Source organism: Chitinophaga sp. NPDC101104, assembly GCF_050277495.1.
GTDB lineage: Bacteria > Bacteroidota > Bacteroidia > Chitinophagales > Chitinophagaceae > Chitinophaga.
Window position 1 is genome coordinate 1,258,717 of sequence record NZ_JBNNSF010000001.1, and the last position, 24,381, is coordinate 1,283,097.

A 24,381-nucleotide genomic window follows, 5' to 3' on the forward strand; every position below is an offset into this window, starting at 1 on the left:
ATAATTAAGCGAGCGCGTTTACCTTCAGGGTAAGCTTGCTTTTCAGGTTAGCTGCTTTGTTCTTGTGGATAACGTTGCGTTTAGCCAGCTTGTCAATCATTGACAGCACTTCCGGGAGGTTCTCGGTAGCGGCTGCCTTGTCGGTCAGCTTCTTCAGATCCCGCATGGCATTACGGGTAGTTTTCCCGTAGTAACGGTTACGTTCATTACGCGCTCTGCTCTGACGTACGTCTTTTTTCGTTGCTTTATGGTTTGCCATTGTATAAATTTCAAGTTTCGGACGGCAAAGGTATGTTTTATCTTTGGATAAACAAAAATAAAAACCGGGAATTCGGGATTTGGACAGACTTCCCCTTTCCTTTGTGCTGCAAAGATGTTAAAAAAAAGTGAAATCCGGGTCACGTTTTCCGCCCTGTAAATCCGGTAAAAAGCCCATAAAATCCCAAATCTTTAGCGATATTTGCAATCCCGTAACACTTTTTTCTTGTTATAGGTTAAAGCAGAATTAAAGACCAAGCTTAAATTCGTTGTAAATGAAGGACTTTTCGTTTGTCACCAACTCGCACCCGGCGTACATAGAATCGCTGTACAATGCGTACCGCGAGGATCCGGCCTCGGTAGACCCGGAATGGATCAAATTTTTTGAAGGATTCGACTTTGCGGTAAGCAACGTGAACGGGAAAGCGGGTGCGGCGGCAACCGGCACCACTGCGCTGGGAGTATCGAACGAACAGCTGACGAAGGAACTGGGCGTTTACCGCCTGATCCAGGCCTATCGCAAAAAAGGCCACCTCATCGCCAAAACCAATCCCATCCGCGAAAGAAAAGACCGGCAAGCCAATCTTGACCTCGCGCATTTCGGCCTCACCGACGCCGACCTCAAAACGGAGTTCTTCGCCGGCCAGATCGTTGGCCTCGGCAAAGCCCCCCTCGAAAAAATCGTTCAACATGTAAAAGAGATCTATGCCGGAAAAGTCGGCATCGAGTTCACCTATATCAACGATCTGAAAAAGATCGAATGGCTGCAGAAGGAAATGGAGACCACCCTCCGCAAACCCCTCGCGGCCGACCAGAAGAAGCGCGTGCTCACCAAACTGAACCAGGGCGTGATGTTCGAGCAGTTCCTGCACACCAAGTACATCGGCCAGAAACGCTTCTCCCTCGAAGGCGGTGAAACCACCATCCCCGCGCTCGACGCCATGATCAACACCGCCGCAGAATACGGCGTGAAAGAAGCCGTGATCGGCATGGCCCACCGCGGCCGCCTCAACGTGCTCGCCAACATCCTCGGCAAAACGTACGAACAGATCTTCTCCGAATTCGAAGGCACCGCCATCCCCGACACCACCATGGGCTCGGGCGACGTAAAATACCACCTCGGCTTCCGCGCCAGCATCCAGACGCCGGCCGGTAAGGAAGTGAACGTGCAGCTGACGCCCAACCCGTCTCACCTGGAAGTGGTAGACCCCGTTGTTGTCGGCTTCGCCCGCTCCAAAGCCGATGTCATCTATAACAGCGACTACGACCAGATCCTCCCCATCCTCCTCCACGGAGACGCGGCCATCGCAGGGCAGGGCGTGGTATACGAAGTGGCGCAGATGAGCAAGCTCCGCGGATATTACACCGGCGGCACCATGCACTTCGTCATCAATAACCAGATCGGCTTCACCACCGATTTCGAAGACGCCCGCTCGTCCGACTACTGCACCAGCGTAGCCTCCATCGTGCAGGCGCCCGTTTTTCACGTGAACGGCGACGATGTGGAAGCCACCGTGAAAGTAGCCGAGATCGCCACGCGCTACCGTCAGGAATTCAATTCCGACATTTATATTGATATGGTGTGCTACCGCAAGCACGGGCACAACGAGGGAGACGATCCCAAGTTCACCCAGCCCAAGCTGTACGAAGCCATCGAAAAACACCCCAATCCCCGCGAAATCTATTCCCGCGAGCTCATCGCCAACGGCGACGTAGACGCGGCCATCGCGCAGGAAATGGAAAAAGCTTTCTGGAAAGACCTGCAGGAGCGGCTCGATAATGTAAAGCAACACCCGCTTCCCTATAAGTACCAGGCCCCGGAGGTCTGGTGGCAGGAACTGCGGAAATCCACACCGGAAGATTTCGTCAAATCCCCCGACACCGCCATTTCCAAAGCCGACCTCGACAAACTGTTCGCAGACATTATGGCCATCCCCGAAGGGTTCAAAACGCTTCGCAAGGTGGACAAACTGCTCAAGGACAAACAGAAACTGTTCGCCGAACAGGGGCTGCTGGACTGGGCTTCGGGCGAATTGCTGGCTTACGCGAGCATCCTGCAATCCGGTAAGGACGTGCGCCTCAGCGGGCAAGACGTGAAGCGCGGCACTTTCTCGCACCGCCACGCCGTGCTCCGCAGCGAGGAAAACGACGAGGAATACAGCCGCCTGAGCCGTATCGGCGACAACCAGGGCAAGTTCCGCATCTATAATTCCCTGCTGAGCGAGTTCGCCGTGCTGGGCTTCGAATACGGATATTCCATCGCCACGCCTAATGCGCTGACCATTTGGGAAGCACAGTTCGGCGACTTCATGAACGGTGCGCAAACGCTCATCGATCAGTTCATCACTTCCGCCGAAACCAAATGGCAGAAGCAGAGCGGGCTGGTGATGCTCTTGCCGCATGGTTACGAAGGGCAGGGCCCCGAGCACTCGAGCGCCCGCCTGGAGCGTTTCCTGCAGCAATGCGCCGAATACAATATTTTCATTACCAACTGTACCACATCGGCCAGCTTCTTCCATGCCCTGCGCCGCCAGCTCGCGCTGCCGTTCCGCAAGCCGATGATCAACTTCTCGCCCAAAGCCAACCTGCGCCACGTCCGGAGCTACAGCCCCGTTACCGATTTCACGCAGGGCGGTTTTAAGGAGGTGCTGGACGATCCGTTCATCACCGAACCGGCGCGGGTGAAGAAAGTACTGCTTTGCACCGGCAAGATGTATTTCGACCTGAGCGAAAAGCAAATGAAGGAAGACCGGAAGGATGTGGCGGTAGTTCGCCTGGAGCAGCTGTACCCGCTGCCGATCGCGCAACTGGAGGCCATCCAGCAGAAGTACAAGGGCGCAACGTGGTTCTGGGTGCAGGAAGAGCCCCTGAACATGGGCGCCGCCGGATTCCTGCAGATGAACCTCAAACAGTTCAACTACGGCGTTATCTCCCGCAACCCCAGCGCCGCCACGGCAACGGGTTACGGCAAGGTCCACGCCCAGGAGCAACAGGAAATCATCGACACCGCATTCAACATTTAAGCATAAAGTAAAAGAAAAGGAAGCCGCGCTAACCGGAATCCCCTTAATTTTACCCATGAATTTTTAACGTTACATTTTACGGGAGGGTTATACACATGATTATCGAAGTTAAAATACCTCAGGTAGGAGAATCGATCAGCGAAGTTACCATCGCTAAATGGCTGAAGAAGAACGGCGAATTCGTACACCAGGACGACGTGCTCTGCGAGATGGAGTCCGAAAAAGCCACACTGGAACTGACCGCCGAAAAATCCGGCGTGCTGAAGATCGTGGCCGAAGAAGGTGCCACCATCAACATCGGTGACGTAGCCGCCACCATCGACACAGACGCTACGGAAGGCGTAACGCCGCAACCTGCCGCCCCGGCAGCAGCAGCGCCCGCCGCAGCCGCCCCTGCACCGGCGCCCGAAGCCGCCGCACCGGCCGCGCCCGCGTCCAACAAAGGCACGATCGATATCAAGGTCCCTACCGTTGGGGAGTCCATCAGTGAAGTAACCCTCATCAAATGGATCAAACAAACCGGCGATTATGTGGAAAGGGATGAAGTACTCTGCGAGCTGGAATCCGAAAAAGCCACCTTCGAGCTGAATGCCGAAGAAGCCGGTGTCCTCAAAACCATCGCGAAAGAAGGCGATACGCTGCTCATCGGCGACGTAGCCTGCCAGATCGATACATCCGCCGCCCGCCCGGCCGGCAAGGCTCCCGCGCCCCAGGCCGCCCCTGCAGCGCCGAAAGCCGCTCCCGCCGCGCAACAGGCCCCGGTCACTTCCATCCCCAACGATGTGAAAGCCAGTCCCGTTGCCGCCGCCGTGCTCGCCGACAAAAAAGTGGACCCCGCCAGCATCAAAGGCTCCGGCGCCCATGGCAAGATCATGAAAGACGACGTGTTCGCCGCCCTCCAGAACCCCGGCGTGGCCATCGGCCAGGAATTGTTCTCCCGCGCAGACCGCCGCGAGAAAATGAGCAACCTCCGCAAAACCGTTTCGCGCCGCCTCGTGGAAGCCAAAAACACCACGGCCATGCTCACCACGTTCAACGAGGTAGACATGACCAACATCATGGCGATCCGCTCCAAATACAAAGAAACCTTCAAAACCGCCCACGGTGTGAACCTCGGTTTCATGAGCTTCTTCACCAAAGCCGTTTGCTTCGCCCTGCAGGAATTCCCCGCGGTGAACGCTTACATCGATGGCGATGAGATCATTTACCACGACTATTGCGACGTTTCCATCGCCGTATCCGCCCCCAAAGGCCTCGTGGTACCGGTGATCCGCAACGCCGAAAGCCTCGGCATGGCAGACATCGAGAAGAAAGTGGTGGAACTCGCTACCAAAGCGCGCGACAGCAAACTGACCATGGACGAGATGACCGGCGGTACCTTCACCATCACCAACGGTGGTGTGTTCGGCTCCCTCATGAGCACGCCCATCATCAACATCCCGCAATCCGCCATCCTCGGCATGCACAAAATCCAGGAACGCCCCATGGCCGTTAACGGCCAGGTCGTGATCCGCCCCATGATGTACGTTGCCCTCAGCTATGACCACCGCATCATCGACGGCCGCGAATCCGTGAGCTTCCTCGTTCGCGTGAAAGACATGCTCGAAAATCCCGAACAGCTCCTGTTCGGCAAGGATCCCGTGAAAGCGCTGCTGAAAGTATAATTACCGTAATTGTATATCGAAAAAAGGGCGACCGCTATGGCCGCCCTTTTTATTTGGATCATTTCTTCCGTAGGAAATTGACCGCCGGAGGCCTGCCCGTCCACAGTTTCAGCGTATCCCCGGAAAATGTGTACGTGGCCGCATCTTCGGTGATAACGAACGTTTCCGGTTTAGTGAAATACATTTTACACGCCGGCCCATTATTGAATGCGGCCGAAAGCGCGTTCCCCGTCCTGCTGATCACGATGTTGGTATTCCCGCTTTCGCTCCTGAACTGCCCGGTATATTTCGCCATGAGGCTATCAGGTATCGACTGGAGGAGGGGATAGTTTTCCGCGATCTGGAAATCCTTCCAGCCATACACTTCCGCCACGGCCTTCGCGATTTCGTCCATGATGAGATAATTATTGCAATTGGTCATGATCACGAATCCGTTGCCGCCTTCCATCGTACCGTAATACATACTGGCAAATCCCCAGTTGCCGCCGTTGTGGTTGAACCAGCGATCGTTGAATTTAAGGAAGATGCCGAGACCGGAACTTTTGTCCAGGTACGGCGTGAGGCGTTTTTGCGTCATGGTCTGCGACAATACTTTCGCCGATTTCCCTTCTTTGGACAATTGTGTTTCGATGATGTATTTCGCCAGATCGGTAGGGTTGGTCCACAGGCCGGCGGCGCCCTGCTCGGGATACACATGGTATTTCCCTTTGACGGGCTTTCCGTCGCGCTCGTACGCCGTGGCTAAAAGCGCGGCCTTGTCTGCAGGCGGCGGCTGGTTGAAGAAGCTCTGCGTCATGCCCATGGGGTTGAGCACTTCGCGCTGGAGATATCGTTCGTAAGGCTCGCCGGTAACGGTTTGCAGGATCAGCTGGGTCACAACGGTACCGCCGCCCGAGTATTGCATTTTTTCACCGGGCGCGGCAAAAGGCTTGACTTCGCTCGTGTTGGCGGGTTTCTTGCCCAGGAGGACCTGTTCGGGCGTGGGCAATTTGTCCGTGGTTTCGTATCCCGGGAAACCGTGGATGGTAAGCCCCGCCGTGTGGCTCAGCAGGTGCGCCAGGGTAATGGTACCCTTATTGGGATCGGGATGCCAGGTTTTGAGATAAGTGTTGATATCCTCGTCCAGCTTGAGCTTACCGTCCTGCACCAATTTCAGGATCGCCACACCGTTGAGCGATTTACTGATAGAAGCGGCCTGGAAGAGGGTTTCGGTGGTGACGGGGCGTTTTTCTTCCTTGTCGGCATATCCATATCCCTTTGCCCATTCCACTTTGTAGTTTCTGATGACAGCGACGCTGACACCGGGGATTTCGAGGGCTTTGAGCCGGTCTTCGATATTGAACCGCAAGGGTTGCTGGCCTTCGAACGTAACCCAGGGGCTGAGGCTGTTTTCCACGCGGCGCTGGTTTTCCTGTGCGCTTTGTGCGAATGCGCCCAACGGCAGGAGACATAACAGGGTTTTGAGGAATTGCATGATGGGGGATTTTCCTTGAAATTACGGTTTTCATTACACGATCGGCCGCAGTTTGATCCGCTTGATAAGGTGAGGAAGGGAAGCGGGATGCCTGGGGCTTGTTCTGAGTGTACATCAAAAAGGGCGGCACAAACGGCCGCCCTTCCTATATTTCTGAGCATACGGATCAATCTTTCTGGCGGACGTGCCGGAATTCGCGCCCCCGGAACTTCAGGACCACGGCGTCTTTCTCCACCACGAACATGGCCGGCAATTCAGTGATGACAAAAGTGTTGGGCGAGGTAAAATAGATTTTGCAGGCCGGGCTTTGCTCGAACGTAATGACGAGCCCATCACCGGACGGCTGGATCTTCAGTTGTTGGTCGTTCATTTTATAAGTTCCAGGGCAGGAGGTTTTTACACTGTCTGAAGGCACGGCTGGTTGTAGGGTTTCATGCGGCATAAGGTCCGTCCAGCCATACACCTCCCCGATGCTGCGGACGATCTCGTCGATAATGAGCGAATTGTCGGAATTGGTCATGATCACGAGTCCGTTCCCGCCTTCCACGCTGCCATAGTAAGTGCAGGAAAAGCCTTCGTTATCGCCGGAGTGCGCGAACCACTTCTTTTCCGGCGTATAAAAAACGCCGAGCGCCCCTTCTTCATTGAGGTACGGCGTCAGGCGCTTTTGCGTCATGGCCTGCGATAATACTTTAGCCGATTTTCCTTCTTTCGACAATTGGGTTTCGATGATGAATCTGGACAGGTCGAGCGGGTTGGTCCACAAGCCAGCGGCGGCCTGTTCGGGGTAGATATGATATTTTCCCGGAACACGTTTGCGGTCGCGGTAATAGCCGCTGGACAATTGTTTCGCCTTTTCCGGGCCAGGCGGCTGGCGGTAGGTGCTGGATGTCATACCCATGGGGTCCAGCACTTCGCGCTGCATGAATTGGTCGTACGGTTCGCCGGTAACGGTGGTGAGGATGAGTTGGGAAACGGTGGTACCTCCGCCGGAATACTCGAGTTTCTCGCCAGGTGCGAACAGCGGCGTTACTTTTTGCGTGTTGGCGGGCGCTTTGCCCTGTAAAATCTGTTCCACCGTAGGCCGTGGCTGGCCGGCTTCATATCCGGGGAAACCGTGTACGCTGAGGCCGGCGGTGTGGCTCAGGAGGTGCGCCAGGGTGATCTTTCCGCGGCTGGTATCCGGGTGCCAGGTTTTCAGGTAAACGTTGATATCTTCGTCCAGGTCCACTTTCCCTTGCTGTACCAGTTTCAGCTGGCCGACGGCGTTCACGGATTTGCTGATGGAAGCGGCCTGGAAAAGGGTTTCGGTGGTGACGGGGCGATTTTCTTCCTTGTCGGCATATCCATATCCTTTCGCCCATTCCACTTTATAATTCCGGATTACGGCGATGCTTACGCCGACGATTTCGAGCGCCTTCAATCTTTCTTCGATGTTGAATCGCATGGGTGCCCGGCCTTCGAACCGTACCCAGGGCATGAGGTTGTTTTCTACCCGACGCTGGTTTTCCCGGGCGTTTTGCGCAAATGCGCCCAGGGGAAGCAGGAGGCAAAGCAGGGTTTTGAAAAGTTGCATGGAAGGGGATTTTTCCTAAAATTACGGTTTTCACTATACGAATGACGGCAGTGTGATCAACCGGAGAAGGGCGGTTTCGAAATGCGGCTTTCGCGGGATAGGTTTATCTTTGCGCCCATGACGCGATGGGAAAATTACCTCCGGTCGGCCGCAGCCGTGCTGGAAGAATACGATGGCAGCGTGCCGCTGCACCATTTTCTGAAGCAATTCTTCAAATCGAGGCCCCAAATGGGTAGCCGCGACCGTAAAACCGTCCAGCAGCTGGTTTACCGCTATTACCGCCTGGGCCGCTGGCAAACGGATATGCCGGTGGAAGACCGCCTCCTGCTGGCCACCTTCCTCTGTGAAACGGCCCCAGACGCCATGCTGGAATCCCTGCGCCCGGAATTCGCCAAACACATTTCGTCGCCATTGGCCGAAAAACTGGCCATCGCGCAGCTGGACTGGGACCCCGCCGCCGTATTCCCCTTCCAGGCTCACTTGTCGCCTTCCATAGAGGCAGATGCATTCACCCGATCCTTCTTCCAGCAACCCCGCCTCTTCATCCGCGCACGCCCCGGTAAAAAGAAAGCGATCATCAAACAGTTGGAACAGGCCGGCGTCGTATACGCGACCGTCGGGACAGACGCCATCGCCCTTCCCAACGGTACCAAAACCGAAGCTATCCTGCCGGAGAAAAGCTGGTACGAGATACAGGACCTCTCTTCCCAGGAAACCGGGCTGCGGTTCCATCCCAAAGCGAAAGAATATTGGTGGGACTGCTGTGCCGCCAGCGGGGGCAAATCCATCCTCCTGCACGATCAGGAGCCGGATATCCGCCTGCTGGTGAGCGACGTCCGTTCTTCAATCCTCGATAACCTCCGCAAACGCTTTGCTGAAGCGGGTATTCGGGATTATGCGTCGCGCACGCTCGATCTTACCAGTCCCGGGCTGGGCGGCCATTTGCCGCATACATCTTTCAACGGTATCATCCTCGATGCGCCGTGTACCGGTTCCGGTACCTGGGGCCGGTCTCCGGAGAACCTGTATTTTTTCGAAGCGGCGAAAATCGCGGAGTACGCTGCATTGCAGAAGAAGATCGCGAAGAACGTGTCGAAGTTCCTGGCGCCGGGTGGAACGCTTGTTTACATTACCTGTTCGGTGTTCCAGGAAGAGAACGAAGACGCGGCCGCTTTCCTGGCGCGGGATTGCGGGCTCCGGATCGTGGAAAGTACGGTGGTGGAAGGGTTCCGGCGGTTCGCGGATTCCATGTTCGTGACCGTGGCGCAACGGGACAAATGATAATAAAAAGGCCCCTCCGCTCGGAGGGGCCTCATATTTTACGGAAGTTTTTTCCTTATCTGCGGATGATACCGCCTCCCAGCACATCGTCCCCTTCATAGAAAACGGCGCTTTGTCCGGGCGCGATGCCTTTCACCTGTTCGTAGAAATGCACTTTGGTAAGGCCGTCCTCGCCCTGATAGAGGTTGGCGAGGGTGCCCTTGTCTTTATACCGCACCTTTACGACAGCTTCCATGCCTTCGGAAAGCTGGTCGTATTTCACGAGGTTGATGCCGCCCACATTCATTTCCGAACGGTTGAGCTCCACTTCGTCGCCCAGCACCACGGTATTGGTTTCGGGGATGATCTCGGTGACGAAGATGGGGCGTCCGAGGGCGATGTCGAGCCCTTTGCGCTGGCCGATGGTGTAGAAGGGATAGCCTTTGTGCTTGCCGACGATGGTGCCGTCTGCCAGCACGAAATTGCCGCCGTCTACCCGTTCTTCGAGCCCTTCCACCTTGCGTTTGAGGAACCCGCGGTAATCGTTGTCGGGCACGAAGCAGATTTCATAGCTTTCCGCTTTTTTGGCCAGTTCCGGGTACCCGAAATCGAATGCCATCTGGCGGATTTCCGTTTTACGGTAGCCGCCGAGGGGGAGGAGTGTGCGTTTGATCACGTCTTGCTCCAGGCCCCAGAGCACGTAGCTTTGGTCTTTGGTTTCGTCTACCCCCTTGCTGATGACGCCGCGGCCGTTTTCCTCGCGGATGCGGCCGTAGTGGCCGGTGGCGATGAAGGCGCAGTCCATGGCGTCTGCCCGTTTCATGAGGGCGCGCCATTTGATGTGGGTATTGCATAGCACGCAGGGGTTGGGGGTGCGGCCTGCGAGGTATTCGTCCACGAAATTATTGATGACGAAATCGCCGAATTCGTCGCGTATATCGAGTATGAAGTGCGGGAAGCCATGGTGCACGGCGGCGGCGCGGGCGTCGTTGAAAGAATCCAGGTTGCAGCAGCCGGTTTCCTTTTTGGAAGTTCCGGCGGAAGCGTAATCCCAGGTTTTCATGGTGATGCCCACTACTTCGTATCCCTGCTCATGGAGCATAAGGGCGGTCACGGTACTGTCGATCCCACCGCTCATGGCTACCAGCACTTTTCCATGCTTGCTCATTTTCCTAACGGTTTAGCGTGCAAAATTACTGAAAATCCCCGGAACGAGGGGGCCGGGCCTATAGATATCGCTGATAGCCCATAGGCGGAAGCCCGATGCCGCCGGATGGAAAAAATTCAATATCGAGGGATTTACAACGATTGATATCCCATTTTTGTCTAAATTCTTTAACTATTCGTCAAAAAAGTCACCGGCTAATTTTATATTTATCGGAAATTAGCCTGACATATTATAAAATTTGAATGCATGCTACCTCGTTTGAATAGGCCACACGTTATGAATCACCCCGAGTGGGGCATTACATCGGACCATTTTCAGTTACCGGAAAAAATATTGCAGTTCGGGACCGGCGTGCTGTTGCGCGGGCTGGTGGACTACCTCGTGGATAACGCCAACAAACAGGGCGTGTTCAACGGGCGCATCGCCATCGTGAAAAGCACCGACGGTGGAGACGCGGGAGCGTTCCACGCGCAGGATGGACTGTTTACCACCCACATCAAAGGCGTATCGCAGGGCAAGCCCATCGATCAATACCTCATCAACGCTTCTGTTAGCCGTGTATTGCAATCGAATGCAGATTGGGAGGCGGTGCTGGAGGCGGCATGTCAGCCTTCCATGGAGATCATCGTTTCGAATACGACGGAAGTGGGGATACAATATGTGGAAGAGAACGTGGGCGCCGGGGTGCCCGCGTCTTTCCCCGGCAAGCTGCTCGCCATCCTGTTCGAGCGCTACCGCAGGAAGCTCCCTGGCTTCGTCATCATCCCTACCGAACTGGTGGTGGATAACGGGGAACTGCTCCGTTCGATCGTCCTCAAACTGGCGGCATTCAACCAAATGCCGGAACAGTTCATCCAATGGATCAGCCAGGGCAACCGCTTTTGCAGTTCGCTGGTAGACCGTATCGTGCCCGGCCGCCCGAAAAACCTGGCCGATTGCTGGAAAGAAGCCGGATATGAAGATGAGCTCTGGATCGATTCGGAACCCTTCCTCCTCTGGGCCATCGAAGGAGACGCGGGCGTGGCGCAGAAACTGGCTTTTCACCAGACAGACGACCGCATGCTCATTGCCCCCAGCATTACCCCGTACCGCGAACAAAAGCTCCGCATCCTCAACGGCAGTCACACCGCCGCAGTGACCCTCGGCTACCTTTCCGGGCTGAACACCGTCTACGAGTGCATGCAAGACCCTCATATGCGGCGGTTCTTCGAAACCGTGGTGAAGGCCGAAATCCTCCCCACGCTCGAAAACCTCGGTCCCCAGGTGGCCACATTCGCCGCCGACGTGCTCGACCGGTTCGACAACCCGTCTATCGAGCACAAACTTATTTCCATCACTTTCCAGCAAAGCAGCAAAATGAACGCGCGGAACGTGCAGACCATGCTCCGCTACCGCGAAAGCAAAGGATTGCTGCCGGAAATGATGCTGCTCGGGTTCGCGTGCACCCTGCTTTTCCTGAAGCCCGCGCGCGAGCACGACGGTAAATTCCAGGGCCAGCGCGGCGATCAGTTCTACGATATCACCGACGAGAACGCCGCTATTTTCGCTGCCTACTGGAAATCGGTTGCGAAAATGGGGTATCCCGAAATATCCGCCATGGTGCGCGAAATTTGCGGGGACGACCGCCTCTGGCAAACCGATCTCAATCAACTGCCCGGCTTCGCCGATACCGTTACCGATCATTTGATCGGCATGATGCAGAACGGGGTAAAGGAATATATCATCCACCATTCCAAGGTTTTATAATCGCATATGAAACAATTTCTGTCCGAAGACTTCCTGTTGCAAACCGAAACGGCCCGTCGCCTGTATTTCGATTATGCGAAAGACATGCCGGTGATCGATTATCATAACCACCTGCCGCCCGACGAGATCGCGCAGAACAAGACCTTCGCGAACATGACGGAGGTTTGGCTGAAGGGCGACCACTATAAATGGCGCGCCATGCGGGCCAACGGTGTATCCGAAGACCTCATTACCGGCGGGGCAGACGATTTCACGAAGTTCCGCATGTGGGCGGAAACCGTGCCCTTCACCGCCCGGAACCCGCTCTACCACTGGAGCGCCATGGAACTGGCGAACCCGTTCGGCATCCGCGAAACGCTCAACGGCAACAATGCCGCGAAGATTTATGAAACCTGTAACGCACAGCTTCCGCAATATTCCACCCGCAGCCTGTTGCAGCATTTCAACGTGAAGGCGCTCTGCACCACCGACGATCCGGCGGACCCGCTGGAGCATCACAAGGCTTTGGCGGCCGAGGGCTTCGGTGTCAAGGTGCTGCCCACTTTCCGGCCAGACAAGGCCATGGCGGTGGAAGACCCACAGGCATTCAAAGCCTACCTGGACAAGCTGGGCGCCGCTGCGGGGATCGAGATCCACAGCTACCATTCCCTCATCGAGGCGCTGAAAAAACGGCACGATTACTTCCATGAAGCGGGAGGCCGCCTGTCTGACCACGGCCTGAATTACTTCATTTACAGCGATTTTACGGAATCCGCGCTGGAAAAGGCTTTCCAGCAAGTATTCTCCGGGCGCCAGCTGGATGCCGCCGCCACCGCGATGTTCAAATCCGCGACGCTGCACTTCATCTGCCAGTGGAACCACGAGAAAGGCTGGGCGCAGCAATTCCATGTTGGCGCGATCCGGAACAACAACAGCCGGCTGCTGAAAAAACTGGGGGCAGACGCAGGCGTGGACTCCATCGGCGATTGGGCCATGGCAGAAGCGATGAGCAGGTTCTTCGACCGGCTGGACGCCAACGATCAGCTGGCCAAAACGATCGTGTATAACCTGAACCCTTCCTACAACGAAGTTTTCGCCACCATGGTGGGCAATTTCCAGGACGGAAGCGTAGCTGGTAAAATGCAGTTCGGCTCCGGATGGTGGTTCCTCGATCAGAAAGACGGCATGGAAAAACAGATGAACGCGCTCAGCAATATGGGCCTCATCAGCCGGTTCGTGGGCATGCTGACCGATTCGCGCAGCTTTTTGTCGTATAGCCGCCATGAGTATTTCAGGAGAATATTGTGTAATTTGTTCGGCAACGACGCAGAGAACGGAGAATTGCCCGCCGACATTCCCTGGATGGGCAAAATGGTGCAGGATATATGCTATAACAACGCCAAGGCGTATTTTAATTTTTAATGCAACCAGTATCAGTCATCACTTTCGGAGAAATATTATTCCGGCTTTCGCCCGAATGGGCCAACCACCGCGCGGCCATGTACGTGGGCGGCGCAGAAGCCAATGTAGCCGCCGCCCTGGGCACCTGGGGCGATAGCGTGGCGTATATCAGCAAAGCGCCCGACAACGGGCTCAGCCGCCAGGCCATGGCACAGCTGGAAGCCGCGAACATCCGGACAGACAGGATGCTTTGGGGAGGTGACCGCATCGGGGCGTATTACCTGCAGCAGGGCGCCGATCTGAAAAACGCCGAAGTGGTGTACGACCGGAAATATTCCAGCTTCAGTGAGATCGTGCCGGGAACGGTGGATTGGGACGCGCTGCTGGACGGGGCGGACTGGTTCCACTGGAGCGCCATCTCGCCCGCGCTCAACGCCAACGCGGCGGAGATTTGCCGGGAAGTATTGGAAGCGGCTACCCGGAAGGGGATGACCATTTCCACCGACCTCAATTACCGCAGCAAACTGTGGCAATACGGCAAATCGCCGCGGGACGTTATGCCGGCGCTCGCGCAATATTGCCATGTGATCATGGGCAATATCTGGGCGGCAGACATGATGCTGGGCGTGCCCATCAACCAGGAAGCTATTGCCGGGAATACGAAAGACGGGTATTTGCAGGCAGCGCGCGCATCTGCGGCGGCCATCACCGCGCAATTCCCGAAATGCGACCGGGTGGCATTTACGTTCCGGTTTTCGGACGGGCCCACGCACAATTTGTATTATGCCGTGTATTATACCGGGGGCGAGCTGTACGTGAGCCGGCAATATGAAACGAACGATGTGATAGACCGTGTAGGCAGCGGCGATAGTTTTATGGCGGGATTGATACATGCGAACCTGCATGGGCTCGATCCGCAGCAGACCATCGGTTTTGCCGCCGCATCGGCTTATACGAAGCTTTTCAGGACGGGGGATTTCAACCTCACGCCCCGCGAAACGATCACCCAAATGATGTAGCAAATGACAACGCAACCAGCAATAATCTTACAAGCATTCGAAAGCACGAAAGTGATCCCGGTTTTTTATCATGAAGATCCGGAAGTGTGCGCCGAAGTGATGAAAGCCTGTTATGCAGGCGGCATCCGCGTTTTCGAATTTACCAACCGCGGAGAGCAGGCCCGGCAGAACTTTGCTCACCTGCGCGATCTGAAAGCCGCGTCCATGCCCGATATGCAGTTGGGCATCGGTACCATCAAGAACGTGGCCGATGCGCGTACATTCACCGATATGGGGGCCGATTTCATCGTATGCCCCGTGGTGGACCCCGAAACGGCGACGTATTGCCAAAGGGCCGGCATCCTTTGGATCCCGGGCTGTATGACGCCTACGGAAATATCCGTGGCGGAGAAGAACGGTGCGGCTTTGGTGAAGCTCTTTCCCGGGAGCGCCCTCGGCCCCGAATTCGTAAAAGCCATCAAACCGCTGTTCCCCGGACTGAAGTTCATGCCCACCGGCGGCGTGGAACCGGAGGCCGCCAACCTGAAAGCGTGGTTCGGCGCCGGTGTGGCCTGCGTAGGGATGGGTTCCAATCTGATACCAAAAGAAATCCTTGCAAACCGCGATTGGGAAAGCCTCGGAGAGAAAATTAAGCAAACGTTTGCATTATTGCGGTCATTGCAGTAATTTGTAATGATCATACCTTAAACAACTCAACTGACATGAATTCCACTGTAATTGGCCGGTACCGCTGGCGAATATGCGCCTTGTTGTTTTTTGCTACCACTATCAACTACATCGACCGGCAGGTCATCGGTATTTTAAAACCCGTACTGGAGAAAGAGTTTAACTGGACGGAGAGCCAATATGGCGAGATCGTAATGGTTTTTTCCGCCTGTTATGCATTCGGCCTGCTCATATTCGGGCGGTTTGTGGACAAGGTAGGCACCAAAGTAGGTTACAGTGTGTCGATCATTATCTGGAGCATAGCCGCCATGGCACATGCCCTGGCGAAATCCACCTTCGGTTTCGGCGCTGCCCGTGCAGTTTTGGGATTGGGCGAAGCGGGGAATTTTCCCGTGGCGATCAAATCCGTTGCGGAATGGTTCCCGAAGAAGGAGCGCGCTTTCGCAACGGGGATTTTTAACTCCGGCGCAAACATCGGGGCCGTACTGGCGCCGGCAGTTGTGCCCTGGCTCGCCAACGCGTACGGCTGGCAGGAAGCGTTTATCTGGACGGGCGTTGTAGGCTTCATCTGGCTGATCTTCTGGATCGTGATGTACGAAATCCCCGCCCGCCACAAGAAAATCACCAAAGCGGAATATGAATACATTCACAGCGACCAGGTAGACGATTCTGGCACCAAGCAGAAAGTGCCCTGGCTGAAACTGTTCGGCATCCGCCAAACCTGGGCTTTCGTGTTCGGAAAGCTGCTGACAGACCCGATCTGGTGGTTTTTCCTCTTCTGGCTGCCTTCCTACTTCTCGACCACTTTCAAACTCGATATGAAAAACCTCGGCTTGCCGCTGATCATCGTGTACACGGCTACAACCGTTGGCAGCATTGGCGGCGGATACCTGTCGAGCTGGTTCATCAAGCGCGGTATGCCGGTATTCAAAGCGCGCAAAACCGCCATGTTCATCTTCGCGATCTGTGTATTGCCGATCATGACGGCGAGATTTACCGATAATATGTGGGTAGCGGTGGCGCTCATCAGTCTGGCTGCGGCTGCGCACCAGGCCTGGTCTGCCAATATCTTCACCACCGCGTCCGACATGTTCCCGCGGTTCGCGTTGAGCTCCGTGGTAGGGATCGGCGGTATGGCCGGTTCGCTGGGCGGGATGCTGTTCCCCATCGTGGTCGGCGCGCTGCTCGACCACTACAAAGCCCTGGGCAACATCAATGCGGGATACAATATCCTTTTCCTGATCTGCGGCGTGATGTACCTGCTCGCCTGGATCATGATGCACATCTTCGCTCCTAAAATGGAGCAGGTGGAAATTGCAGCAGCATAGATTTTACGATGTATCATAGTTTACGGCGCAACTTTCACCGGTTGCGCCGTTTCTTTTTGATAACCAGCCAGTTCCGTGCTACCCTACTGATATAAGTAATTTTGCGTAATTTTCGGGCCAACAGCAGCATATGTCCCTAATCACCAGGGTTATCCCGAAACTTGCAGTAACCTGTACCATTTTGTTTATCCTGCTCAGTTGGGCTGGCATTTCCGCCAAAGCGCAGCTGAGGGCCGATTTCACACCCAGTAAATCCAGCGATTGCGAAAGCCTCATCACTAAATTCAACGACAATTCTACCGGGAACCCCGTTTCCTGGCAGTGGAACCTCGGCAACGGGTCCGTATCAACGGCCCAAAGCCCCAGCGCGTCCTACACTTCGCCCGGCACTTACAAAGTGACGCTCACGGTGAAAGACGCCGCCGGCAATACTCATTCCACCGAAAAGACCGTCACCGTCTGGGCCAATCCCAAACCCGATTTCGCGGCCAGTCCGGTGAAAGGCTGCATCCCGTTCGACGTTACCTTTACCGACAAATCCAATCCCGTCAACGGCACCATCAGCACACAAAGCTGGGATTTCGGCGACGGCACCACCGGCTCCGGCAGCAGCCCGGTCCACACCTACAACAACGTCCTGAAAGCCGCCGTGACCCTTACCGTCACCAACAGCAACGGATGTACGGCGTCTAAGGTCATCTCCAACATCGTGGATGCCGGTGCCACGCTCACGGCCGATTTCAGCGTGTCTGACCGGTTTATTTGTTCGGCTCCGGGAACGGTGACGATCACCAACGCCTCCTCCGGCCCGGGAGCCCTCACTTACAAATGGGACTTCGGCGACGGGAAAACCGCTACCGGCGCCAATCCGGGCTCGCATACGTACACCGCGAGAGGTGTGTATAAAATCACCCTCACCGTATCCAACGACAGGGGATGCGTGGCGTCCAAAACTTCGGAAGAGATCAACGTCGCCAATTATAAAACGAACTTCGATCTGCCCGCCAGCATTTGTGAAAACAGCAGCACCAATTTCACCGCCAGCAATTCGCCGCAGGCCGATAACGTGACCTGGAGCGTCGATAAGGGATATATCAGTTACTGGGGCGGCTCCGCTTATTATTCGCCCGCCGGCGCCGGTACCGTAAAAGTGACCATGACGGCCGATTACGGCACCTGCCGCGAAACCATTACCAAAGACTATGTGGTGAAACCCGCGCCACAGGCCGGTTTCTCTATCGATCAGGCGGCGATCTGCGACGTGCCCGCCACCGTGAAACTGACCGATAATTCGACCGGCGCTACGAGCTGGAGCTGGACTTTCGGGGATGGCCAAACCTCCACGCAGCGGAACCCCACCGTCACCTACACCAGCCTGGGATATTACTGGATCAAACAGACCGCCACCAATGCACAGGGCTGCTCCAGCACTGCGGAACGGTACATCCATGTCCAGAAACCGGAAATCTACGCCTACACCAACATTGCGGCGGGCTGTGAAGGGATTTCCCCTGCATTCAGCGCCAGCAGTACCACCGGAGACGATATCGCAAGCTATGAATGGGATTTCGGGGACGGGAGCCCCAAATCCTCCGAAGCCACGCCCACACACACTTACAACAAAGCCGGCAACTACGTCGTAAAACTGAATTATACCACGGCCAACGGCTGCAAAGGCACCGCAAGCTTGTATTCCTTCTACCAGATCAGCGTGTATAAAAAACCAACGCCGGATTTCACTTCTCCTCAGGCCCCACAGATCTGCGGGAACAATTGGGTGACATTCAACGCCACTACGGATGTGGGCACTTCCTTCAGCTGGAACTTCGGGGATTATTACGGCGGCTCCAGCCAACATACGCAACACAGCTATCGCGAGCCCGGAACGTACGACGTGTCGCTGACCGTGTCTAACAATGGATGTGCGACCACCATCACCAAAACGGCCTTCATCAAAGCCGTCAACCCTTTCCCCAGGTTCGCCAGGAAAGATATCGACTGCAATAACCGGACAACCATCAGCTTCGAAGATCAATCCATCGGAACGATCACCAGCTGGAAGTGGAGCTGGGGCGATGGAAAGGAAGATGCCTTTACCACCAAAACCCATCCTTCCCATAAATACGACAAAACCGGCCAATATCTCGTGAAACTCACCGTTTCCGACGGCACCTGCACCAGCACCGATTCCGCCACCATCGACGTATACGCGCCGGGCACCATCACCATCAGCGCCGATAAATCGGACCTTTGCGGCAACGAAACCCTCAAAGCCACGCTGCTGACCATCGACCGGTCGCTGTATTATTCCTATTACTATTACAGCTGGATTTCTTCGGAAGGCTCCTCGCCGCAGTGGGACAACTACAACTACGAAAAGGTAAGCTACACCAACCTGAAGCCCGGTAAAAATACCATCCACTTCCTGGCGGTCAACCACCAGGGATGCCTCGATTCCAGTAACAAAGTGGAAGTGAACGTGCGCGGCCCGCTGGCCAAATTCAAATCACCCGACGTGCTGGAATGCCGCGGAACGGAACTGAATTTCGTTGACCAGACCGATATCTCGAAAGGCAAACCCATCAAGACCTGGTCCTGGGACTTCGGCGACGGTTCCGGGCCCAAAATATTCACGGCGCCCCCGTTCAAATATACCTACCATAAATCCGGGTACTTCTATCCGAGGCTGACCGTTACCGACGAAGACGGATGCAGCAATTCGGCAGACGGGAGCTACCTCCAGGTAAACGGCCCCAACGCCGATTTTACGCCCAGCGCCAACCTGATCCGGCCGGGCGGCGATGTCTGGTTCTATAACAATACCAGCGAAACGGGCGGCTATGCAACGTATGAGTGGGATTTCGGGGACGGGACCACTTCCACCGATTACAGCCCGAACAAAATGTACCCCGACAAAGGTTTATATACCGTGAAGCTGCTGGTAAGGGATAATAACGGGTGTACCGACAGTATAAAAAAACAGATCAAGGTGTCGAGCGTGAGCGCGGATTTTACATTTACGACTACGTTCGTCAACAACAGCGGCTGCCCACCGGTGATTGCCAAATTCACGAATGTTTCGCTCAATTACAGCAGCTCGTATTGGGATTTTGGCGACGGAAGCTTCTCCACGCTGGATAATCCTTCCCACACCTACACCTACGCCGGCAAATACAAAGTGAAACTGAAAGTAGTGGGTGATGCGGGAACGGAAGACGAATTTGAACAGGAAGTGGAAGTGAAAGGTCCCTATGCCACGATCACCACTTCCGCCACGGGCGGTTGCCTCACGAAAGAGATCGAGTTTAAGGTGGATGCGGTGAATGCCGTGAATTTTGCATGGGATTTTACGGACGGGGAAGTAACGGAAACAACGGCCGCTTCCATCAAGCATACCTTTAAAGATCCAGGTGTGTACAAACCGCGCCTCATCCTGTCTGACCAGGCCGGATGCAAAGGCACCGCATTCCTCAAAGATCCGATCGTGATCGATAAACTGGACGTAAAACTGAACACCACGCCGGATTTCCTGTGCGATAATGGCTGGATCGATTTCAAGCCTGAATTCAACAGCTATTCCATCGACGAGCTAAAAGAAGCGGCGGATTACAAATGGACGTTCGACGCGGGACTGACCGTTCAGGACGAAACCACCGCCCAGCCCCGTTTCTACCTCGATCAGCAGAAGGATTTCACTTTCACTCTTACCACCACCACCGCTTACGGATGTTCCCAAACAGTGAACAAGACCGTACACGTGTTCCCCCGGCCGGTTTCGGCCATCACGGCGCCGCTGCAGGCTTGCCAGGACGCGCAGGTAACGTTCAGCGGCGCGGTAAGCGTGGTAAACGATGTGACCTGGAAATGGGACTTCGCCAACGGAAGTTCCAGCACCGCACAACAACCCGGCGGACAGGCGTTTTCAAGGCCCGGGCTCACGGACGTGCAACTCATCGTTTCCAGCAAAGACGGATGTAACGATACCGCCGTCCATCAGATCAATATCACGCCAACGCCGGTGGTGAATGCCGCATCCGCTGCGTCTTTCGTTTGCCTTGGCAACAGCACGGCGCTGAGCGCAGGCGGAGGCATCAGCTACCGGTGGGCGCCGGTGGAAGGGCTGGACGATCCTTCGTCTCCCACGCCGGTGGCGGCTCCTGACGTAAACACAGATTATAAGGTGACGGTGACGGACGCCAACGGATGCACCAATTCTGACGAAGTCAGCATTCGCGTAGCGCAGCCGTTCCATATCCAAACCATGCCCGATACCACTTTGTGCCTGGGGCACGTGCTTCCGCTGCGGGTTTCCGGTGCAGACCATTATCTGTGGAAAGGGGAGGGGCTGGATAAGACGGATGTTCCCCTTCCGCGCGCCACCATCAAATCCACCGGCAATTACACGTATGAAGTAACCGGCTTCGATGCCGACGGATGTTTCACGGACGATGCCACCGTTCGGGTAGACGTGCATCCCGCGCCTACAAGCAACGCAGGGCCCGATCGCGTGGTGATGTCCGGGATCCCGGTGGTGCTGGGCGGACAGGGCAGCTCCGACATCGTTAAATGGACCTGGACGCCGCCAAAATACCTGGATTGCCCTACCTGTCCCGCTCCTAGCGCGCTTCCCGACCTTACCACCCGTTATAAACTGGAAGTGGAAAACCGGTTCGGGTGCAAAGCGATCGACGATGTGCTGGTGACGGTAGGCTGCGACCAGGGCAGCGTTTTCATGCCTAACGCCATCACCCCCAATAAAGACGGCATCAACGAATGGTTCTATCCCAAAGGGCGCGGCATCAAGGAAGTAAGCTGGATGCGGATTTACGACAGATGGGGTGGACTGGTATTCGAGAACGCGCACTTCCAGCTGAACGATCCGGCGGCGGGCTGGAACGGTAGCTGGAAAAACAAAACCTCGCCTTACGGAACGTACGTCTACGCGATCGAAACCGTGTGCGAAGATGGCAGCACATTCATTTTCCGGGGAACGGTGACCGTGATCCGGTAAGCTAACTTATCCATAAAATGAAAGCGGCGAAGCACTTGCTCCGCCGCTTTTCTATTTTTCATCTACATTTTTTGTGATTAAAGGCTCACGCCGCGTTTCCAGGGAATGAAATCGTCCTGGTGGAGGCGTTCCGCTTTGGTGATCTCTTCGCCGCTGGCCAGTCTGATCACGTAATCGAGGATATCTTCACCCATTTGTTCGATGGTTTTTTGTCCGCTGATGATGCTGCCGGTATCGATGTCGATAATGTCGGGCATGCGCTGTGCGAGGCGGCTGTTGGTAGCCAGTTTCACGACAGGCGCGATGGGGTTGCCGGTAGGCGTGCCGAGGCCGGTGGTGAAGAGGACCACATTCGCGCCGGAGCCCACTTCCGCAGAGGTAGACTCTACGTCGTTGCCTGGAGTGCAAAGCAGGTTGAGGCCCGGTTTGGTCACATATTCCGTATAGTCCAGTACATCGCGGACGGGGGAGGTGCCGCCTTTTTTGGCTGCGCCGGCCGATTTGATGGCGTCGGTGATGAGGCCGTCTTTGATATTGCCCGGCGAAGGGTTCATGTAGAACCCGGAACCAACGGATTGCGCCTGGTTCTCGTATGCGCGCATGATGGTGATGAACTTATCTGCGGTCGCTTCTTCTTCGCAACGGTTGATCAGTTCCTGTTCCACCCCGCACAGCTCGGGGAATTCGGAAAGGATGGTGGTGCCGCCGAGTGCGACCAGGAGGTCGGACGTATGGCCGATGGCCGGGTTGGCGGAAATGCCGCTGAAGCCGTCGGAGCCGCCGCATTCCAGGCCGATCGTGATTTTGGACAGGGGCGCGGGTTTGCGTTCCTGTTTATTGGCTTCCACGAGTGCGAGGAAGGTGTCGCGGATGGCGTTGCTGAGCATATTGAATTCCGAGCCGCTGGTTTGCTGTTCGTAAACGAGGACGGGCTTATTGAAATCGGGATTCAGTTTTTTGAGCGATTCCTGGAGGATGGATACCTGCGCGTGCTGGCAGCCGAGGCTGAGCACGGTGGCGCCGGCCACGTTGGGATGGTGGATGTAACCGGCAAGGAGGGCGCAGAGCGCGTCGGAATCTTGCCGGGTGCCGCCGCATCCGCCTTCGTGGATGAGGAATTTCACGCCGTCGATATTCGGGAAGATGGTGCTGCGGGTGCTTGTCTGATCGGCTTCCGCTGCTTTATAATTCTTAATGGCGTCGAGGTCCCCGGATTTGTAGAGGCTTACCAGGTCGTTCACCTGTTGGTTATATACTTCGGGCGGCGCGAAGCCGAGCCCTTTTTCGAAGGCGGTTTTGATCACGCCCACGTTCCTGTTCTCGCAAAATACCATCGGTATCACGAGCCAGTAATTGCGGGTGCCCACTTGCCCGTCTGCCCGGTGGAAACCGTTGAAAGTCTTGTCCTTCCATTTGCTCACGTCGGGTGCCTGCCATTGGATGGAGGCATCTTTTTCATGGAAAGCGTCGGCGTCGTGCTGGAGGTTCTTTACGGTGATGGGCTCGCCGGCGGCGATGTCTGTCACGGCTTTCCCTACCAGAACGCCGTACATCAGCACGGGATCGCCGGAATGAAGGGGCGCGAACGGAAATTTATGTTTGGCGGGAACGTTGTGCGTCAATTGGATCGAAGTGCCGTTGAACTCGATCTGCCGGCCTGCCGGAAGATCCTGTAAAGCCACCAGCACATTGTCTTTCGGGTGAATCTGAAGAAAGGTGTTCATGATATGCTAAAATAGACCATTTGCTGAAGTTGCGTTAATACTATCCACTGTATTCATGATTTAATATTAACGCACCCGCAAAGTTACCGATTCCTCCCGCCATCGCGCGCCAATGGCCTGTTAATCTTTATGCAAACGTTTGCAGATTTCGTTGATTATTTATAACTTCCGGCTCCCGTTCCACGGTATTATTTCATTACCATTTCGCATACATCTAAAAAAACATCCTAATTGATGAGCACGCATATCGAAACCAGGTACGCAAGCAGTCCGGCCGAAGCCAAATCCTGGGACACCGCCCAGGCCCGTGAAGCCCTGCTGATACCGTCGCTCTTCGAGGCAGACGCCGTTCGCCTCGTATACAGTCATTACGACCGGTTCATCACCGGCGGCGCCATGCCCGTAGCCGGCACGCTCACCCTCGAGGCACCCGACGCCCTCAAGGCTGAATGCTTCCTCGAGCGCCGCGAACTGGGCATCATCAACGTGGGCGCCCCCGGCACCGTAACCGTAGACGGCGAAGCGTTCGAACTGGGGCACAAGGAAGCGCTCTATATCGGCAAAGGCAAGCGCAGCGTAACTTTCGCATCCGCCAGCGCAGCCGCTCCGGCGATGTTCTATCTCAATTCCACCCCCGCGCACATGACCTACCCCACCCGCCGCGTCACCAAAGCCGAAGCGGAAGTGGTAACCCTCGGCGCCCAGGAAACCGCCAATCACCGGACGATCAACAAGTTGCTCGTCAACTCCGTCATCCCCACCTGCCAACTCCAGATGGGCATGACGGAACTCAAGCCCGGCAACACCTGGAACACCATGCCGGCGCATACGCACGACCGCCGCATGGAAGTTTATTTCTATTTCGAAGTGCCCCAGGGCCAATCGGTTTGCCACTTCTGGGGCCAGCCGCAGGAAACCCGGCACATCTGGATGCAAAACAACCAGGCCGTCATTTCCCCGCCCTGGTCTATCCACTCCGGATCCGGCACCAGCAACTACACCTTTATCTGGGGCATGGCCGGCGAAAACCTCGATTACGGCGACATGGACCATTGCGCCATCACCGATTTAAGATAGTCTGCAT

Annotated in this window: 15 protein-coding genes; 10 read left to right on the forward strand and 5 right to left on the reverse strand. The window is 55.7% G+C overall.

Annotated elements, in window-relative coordinates; genetic code table 11:
* Positions 1-4: 4 nt before the first annotated feature.
* Positions 5-259 (reverse strand): 30S ribosomal protein S20, encoded by a 255-nt coding sequence (gene rpsT / locus ACQKLP_RS05245; RefSeq protein WP_126245164.1) that lies wholly within the window; start codon positions 257-259, stop codon positions 5-7.
* 274 nt (positions 260-533) lie between these two features.
* Here rpsT and ACQKLP_RS05250 point away from each other — a divergent pair, with 274 nt between their 5' ends.
* Both ACQKLP_RS05250 and odhB read left to right on the forward strand, forming a co-directional pair.
* Complete coding sequence (locus ACQKLP_RS05250; RefSeq protein ID WP_427320729.1) at positions 534-3,281, forward strand: 2-oxoglutarate dehydrogenase E1 component; 2,748 nt, start codon at positions 534-536, stop codon at positions 3,279-3,281.
* 95 nt (positions 3,282-3,376) lie between these two features.
* On the forward strand, positions 3,377-4,945 hold the full coding sequence (gene odhB / locus ACQKLP_RS05255; protein ID WP_427320731.1) for a 2-oxoglutarate dehydrogenase complex dihydrolipoyllysine-residue succinyltransferase: 1,569 nt from the start codon (positions 3,377-3,379) through the stop codon (positions 4,943-4,945).
* A 58-nt stretch (positions 4,946-5,003) separates the two neighbouring features.
* Here the strand turns inward: odhB and ACQKLP_RS05260 are convergent, their stop codons facing one another.
* Entirely contained in the window at positions 5,004-6,419 is a 1,416-nt protein-coding gene (locus ACQKLP_RS05260; RefSeq protein ID WP_427320733.1) for a serine hydrolase domain-containing protein, read from the reverse strand.
* 166 nt (positions 6,420-6,585) lie between these two features.
* Positions 6,586-7,995: a serine hydrolase domain-containing protein gene (locus tag ACQKLP_RS05265; protein ID WP_427320735.1), complete on the reverse strand. Its 1,410-nt coding sequence runs from the start codon at positions 7,993-7,995 to the stop codon at positions 6,586-6,588.
* A 117-nt stretch (positions 7,996-8,112) separates the two neighbouring features.
* On the opposite strand from ACQKLP_RS05265, the gene ACQKLP_RS05270 reads away from it, so the two are divergent.
* On the forward strand, positions 8,113-9,276 hold the full coding sequence (locus tag ACQKLP_RS05270; protein ID WP_427320737.1) for an Fmu (Sun) domain-containing protein: 1,164 nt from the start codon (positions 8,113-8,115) through the stop codon (positions 9,274-9,276).
* 55 nt (positions 9,277-9,331) lie between these two features.
* Here the strand turns inward: ACQKLP_RS05270 and mnmA are convergent, their stop codons facing one another.
* Positions 9,332-10,423 carry a tRNA 2-thiouridine(34) synthase MnmA gene (gene mnmA, locus ACQKLP_RS05275; RefSeq protein WP_341843019.1) on the reverse strand — a complete coding sequence of 364 codons (1,092 nt, stop codon included), beginning with the start codon at positions 10,421-10,423 and terminating at the stop codon, positions 9,332-9,334.
* Between the two features lie 276 nt (positions 10,424-10,699).
* Here mnmA and ACQKLP_RS05280 point away from each other — a divergent pair, with 276 nt between their 5' ends.
* The 6 genes from ACQKLP_RS05280 (at position 10,700) to ACQKLP_RS05305 (ending at position 21,573) form a co-directional block, all read left to right on the forward strand.
* Complete coding sequence (locus ACQKLP_RS05280; RefSeq protein ID WP_427320739.1) at positions 10,700-12,169, forward strand: tagaturonate reductase; 1,470 nt, start codon at positions 10,700-10,702, stop codon at positions 12,167-12,169.
* A 6-nt stretch (positions 12,170-12,175) separates the two neighbouring features.
* Positions 12,176-13,570: a glucuronate isomerase gene (gene uxaC / locus ACQKLP_RS05285; protein WP_427320741.1), complete on the forward strand. Its 1,395-nt coding sequence runs from the start codon at positions 12,176-12,178 to the stop codon at positions 13,568-13,570.
* Positions 13,570-14,568 (forward strand): PfkB family carbohydrate kinase, encoded by a 999-nt coding sequence (locus ACQKLP_RS05290; protein ID WP_427320743.1) that lies wholly within the window; start codon positions 13,570-13,572, stop codon positions 14,566-14,568. Before uxaC ends, ACQKLP_RS05290 begins: the two co-directional genes overlap by 1 nt.
* Positions 14,569-14,571: 3 nt before the next feature.
* Positions 14,572-15,234, forward strand: coding sequence for a bifunctional 4-hydroxy-2-oxoglutarate aldolase/2-dehydro-3-deoxy-phosphogluconate aldolase (gene eda / locus ACQKLP_RS05295; protein ID WP_427320745.1), 663 nt, complete (start codon positions 14,572-14,574; stop codon positions 15,232-15,234).
* Positions 15,235-15,269: 35 nt separating this feature from the next.
* Positions 15,270-16,562, forward strand: coding sequence for an MFS transporter (locus ACQKLP_RS05300; RefSeq protein ID WP_427320747.1), 1,293 nt, complete (start codon positions 15,270-15,272; stop codon positions 16,560-16,562).
* Between the two features lie 181 nt (positions 16,563-16,743).
* Positions 16,744-21,573 (forward strand): PKD domain-containing protein, encoded by a 4,830-nt coding sequence (locus ACQKLP_RS05305; protein ID WP_427320749.1) that lies wholly within the window; start codon positions 16,744-16,746, stop codon positions 21,571-21,573.
* A 77-nt stretch (positions 21,574-21,650) separates the two neighbouring features.
* On the opposite strand, the gene ACQKLP_RS05310 is transcribed toward ACQKLP_RS05305, so the two are convergent.
* Positions 21,651-23,297 (reverse strand): UxaA family hydrolase, encoded by a 1,647-nt coding sequence (locus ACQKLP_RS05310; RefSeq protein WP_427320751.1) that lies wholly within the window; start codon positions 23,295-23,297, stop codon positions 21,651-21,653.
* A gap of 234 nt (positions 23,298-23,531) precedes the next feature.
* Here ACQKLP_RS05310 and kduI point away from each other — a divergent pair, with 234 nt between their 5' ends.
* Positions 23,532-24,374, forward strand: a complete 843-nt coding sequence (gene kduI, locus ACQKLP_RS05315) for a 5-dehydro-4-deoxy-D-glucuronate isomerase (RefSeq protein WP_427320753.1) — start codon at positions 23,532-23,534, stop codon at positions 24,372-24,374.
* Positions 24,375-24,381: the final 7 nt, after the last annotated feature.